This window comes from Streptomyces sp. SID12501, assembly GCF_010550245.1.
GTDB lineage: Bacteria > Actinomycetota > Actinomycetes > Streptomycetales > Streptomycetaceae > Streptomyces.
Genome location: NZ_JAAGLU010000004.1, coordinates 84,699 through 99,335 on the forward strand (window position 1 = coordinate 84,699; position 14,637 = coordinate 99,335).

The 14,637-nt window shown below is 69.0% G+C and carries 11 protein-coding genes and 2 pseudogenes; 6 read left to right on the forward strand and 7 right to left on the reverse strand.

The genetic code is table 11. From position 1 onward, the window contains the following. Window positions 1-10: 10 nt before the first annotated feature. Together G3I71_RS05450 and G3I71_RS05455 are read right to left on the reverse strand one after the other, a co-directional pair. Complete coding sequence (locus G3I71_RS05450; protein ID WP_203729494.1) at window positions 11-2,407, reverse strand: SpoIIE family protein phosphatase; 2,397 nt, start codon at window positions 2,405-2,407, stop codon at window positions 11-13. 166 nt (window positions 2,408-2,573) lie between these two features. After that, window positions 2,574-6,836 (reverse strand): HAMP domain-containing protein, encoded by a 4,263-nt coding sequence (locus G3I71_RS05455; RefSeq protein ID WP_164312777.1) that lies wholly within the window; start codon window positions 6,834-6,836, stop codon window positions 2,574-2,576. A gap of 734 nt (window positions 6,837-7,570) precedes the next feature. On the opposite strand from G3I71_RS05455, the gene G3I71_RS05460 reads away from it, so the two are divergent. The 3 genes from G3I71_RS05460 (at window position 7,571) to G3I71_RS05470 (ending at window position 9,478) form a co-directional block, all read left to right on the forward strand. Continuing rightward, the gene (locus tag G3I71_RS05460) at window positions 7,571-8,233 is read left to right on the forward strand and encodes a DUF4328 domain-containing protein (RefSeq protein ID WP_164312778.1); all 663 of its coding nucleotides are present in this window, start codon (window positions 7,571-7,573) and stop codon (window positions 8,231-8,233) included. A gap of 5 nt (window positions 8,234-8,238) precedes the next feature. Next, on the forward strand, window positions 8,239-8,712 hold the full coding sequence (locus G3I71_RS05465; RefSeq protein WP_239148935.1) for a hypothetical protein: 474 nt from the start codon (window positions 8,239-8,241) through the stop codon (window positions 8,710-8,712). Window positions 8,713-9,010: 298 nt separating this feature from the next. Then, the gene (locus G3I71_RS05470; protein ID WP_164312780.1) at window positions 9,011-9,478 is read left to right on the forward strand and encodes a hypothetical protein; all 468 of its coding nucleotides are present in this window, start codon (window positions 9,011-9,013) and stop codon (window positions 9,476-9,478) included. 172 nt (window positions 9,479-9,650) lie between these two features. On the opposite strand, the gene G3I71_RS05475 is transcribed toward G3I71_RS05470, so the two are convergent. Continuing rightward, window positions 9,651-9,800: a hypothetical protein gene (locus tag G3I71_RS05475; protein ID WP_164312781.1), complete on the reverse strand. Its 150-nt coding sequence runs from the start codon at window positions 9,798-9,800 to the stop codon at window positions 9,651-9,653. 27 nt (window positions 9,801-9,827) lie between these two features. Here G3I71_RS05475 and G3I71_RS05480 point away from each other — a divergent pair, with 27 nt between their 5' ends. Continuing rightward, window positions 9,828-10,160, forward strand: coding sequence for a hypothetical protein (locus G3I71_RS05480; protein ID WP_164312782.1), 333 nt, complete (start codon window positions 9,828-9,830; stop codon window positions 10,158-10,160). Between the two features lie 294 nt (window positions 10,161-10,454). Here G3I71_RS05480 and G3I71_RS05485 read toward each other — a convergent pair whose 3' ends face one another. Both G3I71_RS05485 and G3I71_RS05490 read right to left on the reverse strand, forming a co-directional pair. Then, window positions 10,455-10,700 carry a hypothetical protein gene (locus G3I71_RS05485; RefSeq protein WP_164312783.1) on the reverse strand — a complete coding sequence of 82 codons (246 nt, stop codon included), beginning with the start codon at window positions 10,698-10,700 and terminating at the stop codon, window positions 10,455-10,457. 84 nt (window positions 10,701-10,784) lie between these two features. Further along, window positions 10,785-11,204 (reverse strand): ATP-binding protein, encoded by a 420-nt coding sequence (locus tag G3I71_RS05490; RefSeq protein ID WP_203729438.1) that lies wholly within the window; start codon window positions 11,202-11,204, stop codon window positions 10,785-10,787. 224 nt (window positions 11,205-11,428) lie between these two features. Here G3I71_RS05490 and G3I71_RS05495 point away from each other — a divergent pair, with 224 nt between their 5' ends. Both G3I71_RS05495 and G3I71_RS05500 read left to right on the forward strand, forming a co-directional pair. Further along, complete coding sequence (locus G3I71_RS05495) at window positions 11,429-11,797, forward strand: STAS domain-containing protein (protein ID WP_164312785.1); 369 nt, start codon at window positions 11,429-11,431, stop codon at window positions 11,795-11,797. A gap of 221 nt (window positions 11,798-12,018) precedes the next feature. Next, window positions 12,019-12,192: a hypothetical protein gene (locus G3I71_RS05500; RefSeq protein WP_164312786.1), complete on the forward strand. Its 174-nt coding sequence runs from the start codon at window positions 12,019-12,021 to the stop codon at window positions 12,190-12,192. Between the two features lie 250 nt (window positions 12,193-12,442). Here the strand turns inward: G3I71_RS05500 and G3I71_RS05505 are convergent. After that, a pseudogene (locus tag G3I71_RS05505) lies at window positions 12,443-13,413 on the reverse strand (hypothetical protein). Window positions 13,414-13,541: 128 nt separating this feature from the next. After that, window positions 13,542-14,441: pseudogene (locus tag G3I71_RS05510) on the reverse strand (helix-turn-helix domain-containing protein). Between the last annotated feature and the right edge of the window lie 196 nt (window positions 14,442-14,637).

Below are 14,637 nucleotides of genomic sequence, written 5' to 3' on the forward strand. Positions count from 1 at the left end.
GGCCTTGTGCCTAGGTCACCCGGACGCCCACGATGCAGGTGTCGTCGTCCGTGTCCGACTTGCTGTAGGTGAGCAGGCGGTCCAACTGCTGGTCGAGCGTGGGCGGTACCGTGCGCGCCGCCAGCAGCAGTTGGGCCAGCGATTCCTCCACGGACCGGTCACGGCGTTCGATCAGGCCGTCCGTGTACATCAACAAGGTGTCGTCGACAGCCAGTTGGACCTCGTGTTCCTCGTACGCCACCTCGGGCAGGGCACCGAGCAGCAGGCCCGCGATCAAGGGCAGTGCCGTCGCTTCACTCCCGCGCACCAGGACGGGCGGCAGGTGGCCCGCTCTGGCCCAGCGCAGGGTGTGACGGTCGGGGTCGTACAGGCCGCAGACCGCCGTGGCGGTGACGACTCCGGTCAGATGGTGGGCGACCATGTTGAGCCAGGACAGCAACTGGCCCGGTCCGGCGCCCGTCACGGCGAGACCGCGCAGCGCGTTGCGCAGGACGACCATGCTGGTGGCCGCCTCCATGCCGTGTCCGGCGACGTCTCCCACGCACAGCAGGACCAGCCCGGACGGCAGCACCACGGCGTCGTACCAGTCGCCGCCGACCAGGTGCTGGGTCTCCGCGGGCCGGTAGCGGACAGCGACGCGCAGTCCGGGGGCCTCCAGCGGTGCCTGCGACGGAGGCATGATCGCGTGCTGGAGCTGGAGGGTGAGCCGGTCGCGTTCGCTCGCCTGCTGCTCGGAATGGGCGAGTTGGTCGCGGGTGGCGGCGAGAGCGACCTCCGTCCAGTGGTGGGCGGAGATGTCCTGGTAGGCGCCCCGGACGACGAACAGCCGGCCGTCGGAGTCGAGGACCGGCTCGGCCACCACGCGGATGTGCCGGGTCACGCCGTCGGGCCGCTGGAGCCGGAAGGCCGCGGACGCGGGACGACGGTGGTGCAGCAGGGTGCGCAGGAACCTGCCGATGGCGACGGCGTCGTCGGGGTGGGCGTGGGCGGCCAGATCCTCCAGCGGGACCGGGCCGCTGGAGGAGGGCTTGCCGTAGAGGCTGAAGAGCTGGCCGTTCCAGGTGATCTCGCCGGTGAGGAGGTTCTCCTCGAAACCGCCGATGCGGCCGAGGCGCTGGGCGTGCTGCAGGAGATTCGCCAGCCGTGCGGTCTCGTCCTCCATGCGCCAGACGAGGAGGACGCTGCCGCCGTTCCGGCTGACGCTGACGTCAGCGACCGCGGCCAGCGGGACGTCGTCCACCAGGGCCGTGAGCCGCATGCGGCGGGCACGGAACGGCTCACCCGTGGCATAGACACGTTCGATCTGCTCGAACAGCTCGCTCTCGCCGGCGGCCATCGGATACGTCTCCAGGAGCAGGCCTCCGTTGACGGCGCCTCGCGGTCGCCCGGCCGGGTCGACGAAGCGGGTGTTGACGTGGTGGATGCGGAAGTCGACCAGCTCCCCGGTGTCGTCCAGGTGCGGAACGAGCACCAGCGCGGGGTCGTGGAGGCCGTCGGCCAGGTCCATCAGTTCGGCGACGTCCGGCAGGATCCCAGGCCCCGGGTTGCCGTCGGGGTGGTGCGGGGCGTAGGTCTCCAGCGTGTGCGCGCACAGCTCGGCCAGGGCCTCGACCTGACGGACGATCTGCGGCGGCTGGGCTCCCAGCGGCGTGGGCCAGACGATTTCCAGCACTCCGTGGATCCGGCCGCCGGTGCCCGCGGGTACGGCGACCCGGCCGCCGTCGGGGTGGTGGTGTCCGCCGATGGAGGGCAGGCCGGTCTCCGACAGGCAGCCGATCCACTGGCCCGCTCGCTCGCCGAGCCCGCGACGGGCCACGGTCGCCACGCCCGGCGGCACGTACCGCCAACGTGCTGCCTCGGTGGCCGGGAATCCGGCGCTGCCCGCCAGGGTGAGGGAGCCGTCGGCGCCCAGCACCCAGATGGCCACGGCTTCCGCGCCGATCGGCGTCAGAGCGTGTTCCAGCAGGGAGTCGGCCACGGCCTGGGTGTCGGTGGCGGCCAGCGCACCGCTCTCGGCGGTCCGCAGCCTTACGGCGAACGAGCCCTTCTCCGGCGGGTCGGTGGTGTCGCTCTGGTCCGCCGTGGACGCGAGGAAGGCGGCCGTCACGTCGGAGAGCCGGTCGCGCGCGGCCTGGTTGATGACCTCGACGGCGAATTCGAGGGGTGTCGCGCCCGCCTGCTCGGTCAGCTCGGCGAGCTGGCGTGCCGCCTGTGACGGCCCGCACCCGAGCCGCTCGACGAGGATCCCCTTGGCCAGCTCGATCAGGGCACGTCCGTCCGCTTGCACCTGGGCCATCTGCACCTCACGGCGCAGTCGCTCCACGGTCGCCGCGAGTCTGCCGACGGGGGAAGGCTGCCCCTGCCCGTCTTCCTCGGAATCCTGGTCCGGTGGGATGTCGGACAGCAGGCCGATGTCCGCCGTCGGATCCTCGGCGGGCGACTCACCCGTCGGGGCCCCGGCGTCCTGTGGCTCGGCCGGCGGATGGATGTTGCTCACGGTTGGCCTGTTCCTCGGCTCGGGCGTCCGGGGACACCAGGCGGTCGGCTGGTACGCACGGCGGCGTGACTGCCCGTCATACGGAGAGCCAGCGTCGGACGCGGCCGATGAGGTCGTTGGTGTCGACCGGCTTGGTGACGTAGTCGTTCGCGCCCGACGCGAGGCTCTTCTCCTGGTCGCCGGGCATGGCCTTCGCGGTGACGGCGATGATGGGCAGATCGGCGTACTGGGGCATCGACCGGATCTCCGCGGTGGCGCTGTAGCCGTCCATCTCCGGCATCATCACGTCCATCAGGACCACCGAGATGTCCGGATGGGCGAGCAGCATCTCGATGCCCTTGCGGCCGTTGTCGGCGTGCAGGACGTGGAAGCCGTGGAGCTCCAGCATCCCGCTCAGCGCGAAGAGGTTGCGCGCGTCGTCGTCGACCACGAGCACCGTACGCCCGAGGAAGGTGTCGTCGACGACCTGCGCGGCCGGACGCTGGGACTCGTCGGCACGGACCAGTGACAGCACGTCCCCCGGCTCCTCGGCGGACAGGTGCAGGGTGATCCGTTCGCGCAGTTCATCGAGGCTGGAGAGGAAGTCCAGTGGGCGGCCGTCCGCACGGGAGCGCAGCGTCTGCTCCTGCGCCAGATCCACGCGGTGACCGGTGTGCACCAGTACGGGCACGCTGGCCAGCGCCGAGTCACCCTCCATGGCCTCCAGCAGACGCGCGCCCTCACCGTCGGGCATGCCGAGTTCCAGGACGACGCAGTGGCAGGGCTCGGCGGCCAGCGTGCTCGCCGCCTCCTGCGCCCCGATCGCCGTGATGATGTCGATCGCGCCGAGCCGGTCGTCGGGCGCGAGGTCCGCGACCGCGCGTTCGGCGACAAGGGTCAGCAGTCCGCGCGGGCGGTCCTCGACGACGAGCAGGCGGCGTCGGCGCAGTTCGGGTGCCGCGGGGGAAGCGTCCGGCCGGGAGGTCGGCGGGAGCTCCCTGCCCGTGGCCCGAGGGTGCTCCGCCAGCGAGCCGCCGCCGTCGAGCACCTCCTCGAAGTCGGCGCGCGCCACGGGGAGATAGAGGGTGAAGGTGCTGCCCTGACCGGGCGTGCTGTCCACCGTGACGGCGCCGCCCAGCAGATGGGCGATCTCCCGGGTGATCGACAGGCCGAGACCGGTGCCGCCGTACTTGCGGCTGGTGGTGCCGTCCGCCTGCTGGAAGGCCCCGAAGATCGTCTCCAGCTGCTGCTGGGGGATGCCGATACCGGAGTCCTTCACCCTGAAGGCCACGACGGGACCGCCACGGAGAACGCCCGTGGGCACCTCCCGGTCCGCCGCGGGTTCGATACGCAGCGCGACGCCGCCCTGTTCGGTGAACTTCACCGCGTTCGACAGGAGGTTGCGCAGGATCTGGCGCAGCCGGGAGTCGTCGGTGAGCAGGTCGGCGGGCGTGCCCGGGGCGGTGGCCACCGTGAAGTCCAGACTCTTCTGCGTCGTCATCGGACGGAACGTCGCCTCGACGTACTCCAGCAGCTTACGCAGCGGGACCCGCTCGGGAGTGACGTCCATCTTGCCCGCCTCGACCTTGGACAGGTCGAGGATGTCGTTGATCAGCTGCAGCAGGTCCGAGCCCGCCGAGTGGATGATGCCCGCGTACTCGACCTGCTTGGGCGTGAGGTTGCGCGAGGGGTTCTGTGCCAGCAACTGGGCCAGGATCAGCAGGCTGTTGAGCGGAGTGCGCAGTTCGTGGCTCATGTTCGCCAGGAACTCCGACTTGTACTTCGACGCCAGGGCCAGCTGCTGCGCGCGCGTCTCCAGCTCCTGTCGCGCCTGCTCGATCTCCAGGTTCTTGGCCTCGATGTCGCTGTTCTGCGAGGCCAGCAGGGAGGCCTTCTCCTCCAGTTCGGCGTTGGAGCGCTGGAGTTCGTCCTGCTGCACCTGCAACTCCTCCGACCGCGCCTGGAGTTCGGCGGTCAGGCGCTGGGACTCCCCCAGCAGTTCGTCGGTACGCGCGTTTGCCACGATGGTGTTGAGGTTGACGCCGATGCTCGGCATCAACTGGGCGAGGAAGTCCTGGTGGATCTGGGTGAAGGCGGTGACGGAGCCCAGCTCGATGACACCGAGGACCTGGTCCTCGACCACGATGGGCAGCACCACCAGAGCGCTGGGCACGGCCTGCCCGAGACCCGAGGAGATGGTCACGTAGCCCGGCGGCAGCTCCTCCACGCTGATGGGGCGGCGGTTGCGCGCGGCCTGCCCGACCAGCGAGCGCCCGACAGGGATGCGGCGGGGCCGGTCGGTGTCGTCGGGATAGCCGTACGAGCCCACCAGCCGCAGTTCGTGGCCACTGGGGGTGTCCTCGGCGAGGTAGAAGGCGCCGTACTGCGCGGAGGCCAGCGGCGCGAGCTCGTCCATGATGAGTTCGGCGACGACGGGCAGGTCGCGGTGGCCCTGCATCAGGCCGGAGATCCGGGCGAGGTTGGTCTTGAGCCAGTCCTGCTCCTGGTTGGCCCGCGTGGTCTCCCGCAGGGACTCCACCATGGAGTTGATGTTGTCCTTGAGGTCGGCGACCTCGCCCGACGCCTCCACCGTGATCGAGCGGGTCAGGTCCCCCTCGGCGACGGCGCTGGTCACCTCGGCGATCGCGCGGACCTGGCGGGTGAGGTTCCCGGCGAGTCCGTTCACGTTCTCCGTCAGCCGCTTCCAGGTACCCTCGACGCCCTCGACCTCCGCCTGTCCGCCGAGCCGGCCCTCGCTGCCGACCTCGCGGGCGACGCGGGTGACCTCGGCGGCGAACGACGACAGCTGGTCGACCATCGTGTTGATGGTGGTCTTCAGCTCCAGGATCTCGCCACGGGCGTCGACGTCGATCTTCTTCGACAGGTCGCCGTTGGCCACCGCCGTCGTCACCAGGGCGATGTTGCGGACCTGGCCGGTGAGGTTGTTGGCCATCGAGTTGACGTTGTCGGTCAGGTCCTTCCACGTGCCCGCGACGTTCGGCACGTGGGCCTGGCCCCCGAGGCGTCCCTCGGTGCCGACCTCGCGGGCGACGCGGGTGACCTCGTCGGCGAACGCGGAGAGCGTGTCGACCATGGTGTTGATGACGTCCGCCAGGGCCGCGACCTCGCCCTTGGCCTCGACCGTGATCTTCTGGGACAGGTCGCCGCGCGCGACGGCCGTGGCGACCTGGGCGATCGAGCGGACCTGGCCGGTCAGGTTCGACGCCATCACGTTGACGTTGTCCGTCAGGTCCTTCCAGGTCCCCGACGCACCCCGCACGATCGCCTGTCCGCCCAGATTGCCCTCGGTGCCGACCTCGCGCGCGACGCGGGTGACCTCGTCCGCGAAACCGGACAACTGATCCACCATCGTATTGATGGTGTTCTTCAGCTCCAGGATCTCACCACGCGCATCCACCGTGATCTTCTGGGAGAGATCACCCTGAGCCACCGCCGTGGCCACCTGCGCGACATTGCGGACCTGCGCGGTGAGGTTGCCTCCCATGAAGTTCACGGAGTCCGTGAGGTCGCGCCAGGTGCCCTTCACGCCCTTGACGTCCGCCTGTCCGCCCAGCCGTCCCTCGGTGCCGACCTCCCGGGCGACGCGGGTGACCTCGTCCGCGAAACCGGACAACTGATCCACCATCGTATTGATGGTGTTCTTCAGCTCCAGGATCTCACCACGCGCATCCACCGTGATCTTCTGGGAGAGATCACCCTGAGCCACCGCCGTGGTCACCTGTGCGACATTGCGGACCTGGGAGGTGAGGTTGCCCGCCATGAAGTTGACCGAGTCGGTCAGGTCACGCCAGACGCCGCCGACGCCGGGCACCTGGGCCTGCCCGCCGAGCCGTCCTTCGCTGCCGACCTCGCGGGCGACGCGGGTGACCTCGTCGGCGAACGCGGAGAGCTGGTCGACCATCGTGTTGACGGTCTCCTTCAGCTGCAGGATCTCACCACGCGCGGGTACGTCGATCTTCTGCGACAGATCACCCTTGGCGACCGCGGTCGCCACCTGCGCGATGTCGCGCACCTGCGTGGTCAGATTGCCCGCCATGGCGTTGACCGAGTCGGTCAGGTCGGCCCAGGTGCCCGAGACGCCCGGCACCTCGGCCTGGCCGCCGAGCGTGCCCTCGGTGCCCACCTCGCGCGCCACCCGCGTCACTTCGGAGGTGAACACGGACAGTTGGTCGACCATGCCGTTGAAAACCGTCGCGATGTCGCCGAGCAGGCCCTCGCCGTCGGACGGCAGCCGGGTGCCGAAGTCACCGTCCCGTACTGCGGTCAGTCCGGCCAGGAGCTGCCGTAGCTCCTGCTCGCCCGGGGCCCGGTCGACGGCCTCGATCGTCTTGCTGCTCATGCGCACCCTCGTTCCGCTCCCAAGAGCCCTCACCCCGAGGACTCGGAACCCGCGCCGGGCCCGTGAAAGGCCCGCTCACCGACCGCGTTTCCGCAGTTCACTGATCGGCCGGATGAGAAAATCCGGTGAAGGTTAACGCAGTTGCCGTCGGACAGCCAAAGCCTTGCGGGAAGATCTCGGCCGCCCCGAAAGGACCCGCACCCGGGTGGAATACATGGCCGGACACGGGGCACTCGGAACAGTTGGGCTCAACTGCTCCGCGCTGCCCGGAGGACGCCCTCGGCACCTTGTCGGAGCATCGAGGGCCCGTTCCCGAATGTCCCCACAGGGACCGCGCGAGAACCGCTGCAGAACGACGTGCGGCTGCGACTCCCAGTAGCAAGTAGCCAGTTCCTCAGGGCTGCCGGTCGGCCCTCACGGCGAGCTGACGTGGCGCGAGTATCACGGCCGGTCGGTTCCTCAGCCGCTACGGTCCCGGAACGTTCGTCCCGGTCGATCGACTCATCGACCCACGGCCGGACTCGGCTTCCCCCACTACTCCACCCGCCTGCATCCGGCGCCCGGTAGCTGTCGCCCAGGAACGCGGTTCTGGCTGCCGGTCATCCGCCGTCGGGAACACTCATCGCGCGCCTGAGGACCTGAAAGTCGTACACGCGTGCGGCGAGCAGACCCTATGATCACTCCGCCCCGGCGTCCGCTGCGGCTGCGTACGCCTCCGAGACAGGCCGAGGACGATGACGAGTACCGCCCGCAGAACTCCCTGGATCCTTGCCCGCTCCGCGCAGGCGGCCATAGCGGCGGCAGCCGTGGTGGACGCGTTCCGCGCGGTCGCAGTCCGGGATCAGTACCTGCACAAATCGGATGCGTCCCTGCACAGGTCGGGTTTCGTCTCCATGGTCTTCCTCTACCTGATGACGCTCACCATCGTGCTGTTCCTCGTGTGGCTCGTCCGGTCCCGGCACAACGCCCAGGAGCTGTCCCCCCAGGCCTCGATCCCGAGTCGGGGTTGGACGATCGGCGCATGGTTCATACCGGTGGTCAACTTCTTCGTCCCTCGCCGGTTCGTCCTCGACATCGGGCGCGCGAGCTCCGCGTCGTGGGGGCAGAAGGGAGGCACGACACTGGTGAACGCCTGGTGGGGCGCCTGGATCACGCACTCGCTCGTGCTCGTGGTGGCGGAAGTGGCGGCCCCGGGGTCGATGGCTCTGCTCATCGTGGCGGAGACCCTCATGGTCGCGGCGGCCGTGCTGCTGGGGCTCGTCATCGAACGCATCACGGCGTTGCAGAACGCCGCGCTCGGCGCCACGCTTGAAGGGGCGATACAGCATGCGAAGGCGCTGTCAGTGGCTCATGAGACAGTCGAACCGATGCCGGGCACCGTGGGAGGGGAAGCATGAAAGAGATGCCTGAAATTGTCGGACGTGATGAGTTCGACGCTCTGGTCGTCAGGACCGACTACGCCGACGAAGCCGCATGGCAGGCGGTGGCGGCGGAACTGGCACAGGCATGGGGAGACGACGGTGAGTTCGAAGCCTACGTTCACCTCGTCGACGATCCTGCCTGGGCCGGCCTCAGGCCCGATGAGGTTCTCAACCAGGTGAGGCGGGACGAAAACCTGAGCGTGGTCTTCGTCGCCGACCGGGTGACGATGCACTCTCCCCATCGTGCGCTGTTGGCCCTCGACATCGCCGAGCATGAGGACCTCGACCCGCTGTACTACGGAGTGATCATCGACTCTCCGCCACCTCGCGAATTCCGGACCGTCCCGGCCGGTGTCCACGACGTGCACGCAAATCTGTCGATCGCCAACATGGACTTCGCGGAGTTCGCGGAGGCGGCGTCCGCCGATCCCGACCGGACCTACCGGTCCTTCTGAGCGTGCTGCTCCTGGATCCCCTCACGGATCATCTGTCGCAGGCCAACTTCCCTGCGAGAGGTGAGCTCTCCTGCGTCGGCGCTGCCGGTTGATTCGGCAGTTCAGTGACCATATGTCAGAACCAGGTGGAGGTATGGGGCTTGTGGATACTACTGACTCCTTCCCGTCGGCTGCCGATCAACCTGCCGAGATCGCGTTCACACGCGGGTGCCAGGCCCTGAAATCGTGGGACTGGGATCACGCACGCAGTTTGTTCGAGGAGGCGGTTCGCGGTTCCGGCCCTCAAATGCTGTGGCGCGTGGCCGAGGCATGCCTGGAAACCGACGAGAGTGCGTTCTGGATGAGTCGGGCCGTGGTCTCGGAGAGCGAGCCGGACGGCATCACGGTAGACCCGGGCGTACTGCCCATCCATGGGGGTGGCGAAGGCGGCGACATGTTTCAGCAGCACTGGGAGATAGCCGTCGAGTCGACCGACCCGGCCCGCGCCGTCGCGGCACTCAGCGCTGCGGAACACCGCCTGGGGTGCGTACTCGAGGACGGCCGCGAACTCCCGCAGGAGGAGGCCCTCGATCTCATGGCCGACACCGACCTCTACAGCCCCAACTACGTCGCCGTAGACGACACTGTCCCCCGCGTGTTCATGGACTGCAAGGGCGGAATGTATCCGCACATGGCCCGCACCGCGCTGCGCATCGTGGCAGAAGAACTACGCAAGGCAGGGATACGGCAAGCACACCTGTACACCCGTTCCGCATCGCACACCTAGGACAGCCGACGACGACCGATGACGGAGCGGGGCACCGCTGGACGATCATCGCCGTTGGGTGCGCCTCTCCTGAAGCGAGCTGTTGACCTGGATAGTCGTAGGGATCCGCACACCGCATGTATCACCCCGAGGCACATGCGGCAGCGGACGAACAGGCGCAGTGCCCCGGGTGTCACCAGCTGACGTGCCAGGGGACCCGGGTCATTCCGTCCGCCAGCAGCCGCTGGAGTACGGGCGTGAACGGCCGCTCGTGTCCGTAGTCCTGCGTCAGTTGCAGCTCCCGCAGCCGGGGCACCTCCAGCAGGGGAGTCCAGTCCTCCACCCAATCGCAGCCCAAGACCCGTATCCCGTGGCCGGGCTGACCTTCGACAGCGACAGGCAGGAAGGCCCACAGACCCGCGCGTTCCTGGACGGCGACGGAGACGAAGACGCACTGGACAGTTTCGAGGAAGCCGTCCTCGACATGGCCTCCGGCGGCCATCGCCCCGGCGTCTGCGTGCAGATCGGCGGATTCTCCGACCCGTGGGACATGCCACCGGACGAGGGCGACCTCGTGCTCTTGGCGCAAATGGCCGGACAGGCGATCGACTACAACGTATTCACCATGAACTTGATCGTTGGCACCCGGGAGGACATCGCCGCCGGACGGTATGCCGGCCTCCGGTACGAGCAGCAGTACTGAGCCTGTTCCTCAGCCTTACGACCGGTGCAAGGCGATTCTGCGGGGGCTGTGGTGCTCTTCCCGTACGCCCGTGTCCGGCCGTGCGGAGCAGGCGTTCCGTCACACTGCCCGGCGCAGTTGCGTGTTCAGGGCGAGTCGGTTGTCGGTGAGGTGGTTGCCTTCAGGGCTGAAGGGCGGCACGGAGGCGGGGATGCAGTCTGCAATCAGCAGGCAGTCCTCCTGGCGGTCCTCAGGGGTCGCGGCGATGAGAGGTTCACTTCGGGTCCCGAGATGCCCCGAGTTGCCTCGGTACTGTCAGGCGCCTGCCGGGACCTGTTCCCAGCCGAGGCGGTTGGCACAGTCGATGAACAGGCGCCAGATGCCGGCCATGGCGGGGATGATGTGCCGGGTGGCGTCCTGGTAGGGGACCTGGGTCATGCGGCCGTCGGCGAGCGGGAAGTGGAAGTCTGCGGCCGTCGGTCCGAGTACGACCTTCGCGCCTTGTTCGGCGGGGTACTGGTACAGCGGTGGGAACCCGCACTCGTAGCAGTTCAGGACCACCAGCGTCGTGCCGGCGAACTGTGTGCGGCGGTGCCAGGCGGCTGTCCGCGTCGACCGGAGTGCTGTGCCGCAGGGCTGTCCGGCTCAGCGGCGGGCGGTGTCGCTGCTGGGCGGGTCGGACAGGGCGATGCGCGCCGTGATGCGTTTGCCGACCGGTTCCCGCTCGGTGAAGAGGTCCTCGGTGACGGCCTTGACGATCTCCAGTCCGTGCTGGCCGATCCTGCCGGGATCGGCGTCCCGGGCCGCGGGCGCGGTGGGCTCGCTGTCCCACACGACGACGTCCACGGCATGGGCGTTGATGCGCAGTTCCATCAGGACGGGGCCGGGGGCGTACTTGAGGGCGTTGGTGACCAGCTCGCTGACCACCAGCTGGGTGAGGTCCCTCGCGCGCCCGGACACCGGCAGGTCATGATCGGTGCGGGCCTGGTCGAGGAAGGCCATGGCATGGTGGCGGGCATCGGAGATGCAACCGCTCTCTCCGTCCAGGGCGTAACCGGCACGCATCAGGTGCTCGTTCCTCGGCCCGGTACAACCGTCAACGTCGGCATGGGATCCCACGTGTCGCCCTCACTCCCCCCTTCACTCACGCAACTACCCGCGACAGCTTCATGCATGCCACGGGGAGTTTCGTCCGGCACCGCCAACCAGTGTGCATCTCACCACGGCTCTGGGGCAGAATCATCCACGTACGCCCTGCCCGGGCAAGCCTTAGTGCAGTTGAGGAGACGGTGGCTGACAACCAGAAGGCCCACCAGCCCGACCGGCTCTCCGTAGAGTGCGAAGTGGTCGACGGCGTCCGTGTCGTAACCGTGCGGGGCGAGATCGACCACGACGTCAAGGACATCCTCGGCGAGGCTCTGCTGTTCGCGGACGGCTCCTTGGCGCCGCAGCGGATCGTGGTGGACGTCAGCGGTGTGACCTTCATGGACTCCAGCGGCATCAACGTCTTCGTCGCGGCCTACCAGCAGGTGAGCGATGTGCAGGGATGGCTGCGCATCGCCGGCGCCCAGGAATCCGTCCTGCGTGTGCTGACGCTGGTCGGCGTCGATGCCTTCATCCCGTGCCACCCCACCGTCGAGCATGCCCTGAACGCCTGACCGCTTCACTCGAGGCCGTCCGGGACCTCCGTCCCGATGCGAGCCCCGCAGCACGGCAGCGTCCAGCGCCCGGTGGGCCTCACCGAGGGATCCCGCGCCTGCCGGACACTCTCCGAACCGCCCCAGGGCCGGTGAAAACCGTGGGGTCCGGGTGACCGGATGCCGTCTCGCCCGGACCCGTGGGGCTCCGTCATCGTCGTGGGGCACGGCCCGCCCACCCGATGACCGATCACCATCGGAGACTCCGCACGCCGCAGGTGCACTTCACCGCCGAAGCCCTCGTACGCGTCCCCGTCGACGCGAGCGCCCTCGCGTACGGGGAGTGGCGACGGCTCGTCCGGCCGGGGCGGGGCCCGGCCGACGTGCTGCTCGCCGGGCTGATGCCGTCACGGTGACGGTGTGGTCTTCTTCCACTCCTGCAACAGGTACTGCCTCTCTCCAGCTGGGACGGCTCTGGCTACTACGACGACGCCCAGAGCGGCAACGTACTGAAGTCGTTCACCTCGGACTCCATCAACCACAGCTACGACTGGACTCCCGTCCGGGAAGGACAAGGCGGCACCACCGGCTCGTCACACGGTGGTGCCGTCGTCCGTACTGTCGCGGTACCGGCGCCGGACGGACCGGATCCGCATCGGCCGGGTCCTACCGGTGGCCACGCAGGCGTGCGCGCAGGAGATTGGGGTCGGTGGCCGTGGTGTAGGCGGCGCTGAGTACGTACACGTCGTGACCGCGCAGCGCGACGGAGGTCGGGTTCTGAAGTCCGTCGCCGGCGTCCAGAACGGTCGTGGCCGTGCCGTCGGGCCGGATGCGTACGACTGTGTTGGGGGCATTCAGGGTGGCGAGGATCTCTCTCCCCTGCCGGTGAAGGCGAAGTCGTCGATACCGGCCATGCCCGATGCCTTGATCCGCGGTGCTCCCGCGCGGTTTCCCGCACGGATCGGAATGCGCAGGACGGTGCCCCGGTCCAGGTTGGTCACCCACAGCGCGCCGCCGTGCACTTTCGCGCCGTTGGCTCCGAGGAAGCCGGTCGAGGCGAGTTCGGGGGCGGTGGACCATGCGCGGGGTGTGCCGCCGGTGACGGGGACGTTCCATACGGTACCGAGCACCGAGTCGGTGATGTAGAGCTGTTCGCCGCGCTCGTCCAGTGCGAGCCCGTTGGGCAGGCCGGCAGCGGGCAGTGCGGCGATGCGCTGCGGCGCCTGTCCGGAACGCAGCCTCCACAACCCCGTCAGGTCGGCCGTGCCGGTCGCGTACAGCACGTACACGGTGCCGTCCGAGGTGTGGACGATGCCGGTGGCCAGGGGGAAGCCGAGGACCGGTGTGTTTATGCCGCCGTCGGCGGGTGCGGGCAGCGTCGCCAGGACGCGGGTGGTGCCTCGGGGGGTGACCTGAGCCACTTGTCGGCCGGCGGCGAAGGTGACGGCGGCCGTGCCGTCGGGCAGCAGGGTGATGTTCTCCGGCATCTGGCCGGCGGACAGGTCGAAGTGGGTGGCGACCCGTACATCCGTCAGTGGTCCTCCGGTGGAGGTCGCGTTGGCGGGCACAGCCGCTGTGAGGGTGGCCGCGGCCACCACAACTGCCGACATGATCAGTTCAATGCTTCGCTTGGACATGGTTCCTTCGCTGATTTCGGGCATGCGGCAGCCGCGGTGCGGTGCCGTGGGCGAGAGGCGCTTCGGGGATGGCCGTGATCGTGCTGCCGACCGGCGGGAGCCGGAGCGTCAGGTGAGAAGGGCTCAGGTCATGAGGTGCGGGTTACGGCGCCGGGGCGCGGCTGGATCGGTTCCTGCGGTGCGGTGGTGTGGGCGAGCAGGGTCAGGGCTGACGCGGACGGGGAGCCAGGTGCGGCGGTAACCACCACCAGGGACGGTCCCGATCCGTGTGGGCTCTGCAGCGTCTGCTGGGTGACAGCCAGTGTCCCGACCAGCGGGTGGCGCATTTCGTAGTCGGCGACATCGCAGGCCAGGATCCGGTGATCGGCCCACATCGCGGCGAACTACCGGCTGCGCATGGTCAGTTCACCGATCAGTCCGGCCAGCAGTGGATCGTCCGGGAAGCGCCCGGCCGTCAGGCGCAGATTGCCCACCACGGCCCGGGCCTTGGCGGGCCAGTCGGTGTACAGGTCACGGGTGTGCGCGTCGAGGAACACCAGCCTGGCCATGTTCGGCCGTCGGCCGGGGTCGTCGGGACCGTCCGGATCGAGATGACCCGCGAACAGTCCGTGCCCCGGCCGGTTCCAGGCCAGAACATCGCCGCGACTGCCGACGACGACAGCGGGTGTGCCTTCAACGGCCGCCAGCAAGGCGCTCGTTGCCGGGGTGACGCGTTCGACAGGCGGCCGGCCGCCAGCCCTGGACCTTCTTGGCGTAAGGGCCAGAGTGTGCAGATGGGCACGCTCGGACTCGTCCAGTCGCAGGGCGCTCGCCACGGCGTCGAGCACCTCGCGCGAGGCGTTGCGTGACTGGCCCTGCTCCAGGCGGGTGTAGTAGGGCGCGCTGATGCCGGCGAGCATCGCGAGCTCCTCCCGCCGCAGCCCGGGTACCCGGCGCCGTTCGCCGTAAGTCTCCAACCCGACGTCTTCGGGCCGCAGTTGGCTACGGCGTGCCTGGAGGAAGTCGGCGAGGTGCCCCTGCTTGTTCATGGAACCGAGTATGCGTACCGCCGACCGCCCGCGCCTCACCCCGCTGGGGTAGGGATCGGCGGCGGCGAAGAACACGGTAGGCGGGGGTGTGCCATGGCGAAGAGTGCCGGCCTGCCCAGGCCCACCTCAGGGGTTCCGGAAAACCGAGGTGAACACCCGGTCGAAGCGCCGCACGGCCAGGTCCTCGCGTCGGATC

Excerpts from the sequence above, each read along its gene's own strand:
- G3I71_RS05455 (WP_164312777.1), bottom strand. The coding sequence starts at position 6,836 with ATGAGCAGCAAGACGATCGAGGCCGTCGACCGGGCCCCGGGCGAGCAG.
- G3I71_RS05460 (WP_164312778.1), top strand. The coding sequence starts at position 7,571 with ATGACGAGTACCGCCCGCAGAACTCCCTGGATCCTTGCCCGCTCCGCG.
- G3I71_RS05465 (WP_239148935.1), top strand. The coding sequence starts at position 8,239 with ATGCCTGAAATTGTCGGACGTGATGAGTTCGACGCTCTGGTCGTCAGG.
- G3I71_RS05490 (WP_203729438.1), bottom strand. The coding sequence starts at position 11,204 with ATGCGTGCCGGTTACGCCCTGGACGGAGAGAGCGGTTGCATCTCCGAT.
- G3I71_RS05500 (WP_164312786.1), top strand. The coding sequence starts at position 12,019 with ATGACCGATCACCATCGGAGACTCCGCACGCCGCAGGTGCACTTCACC.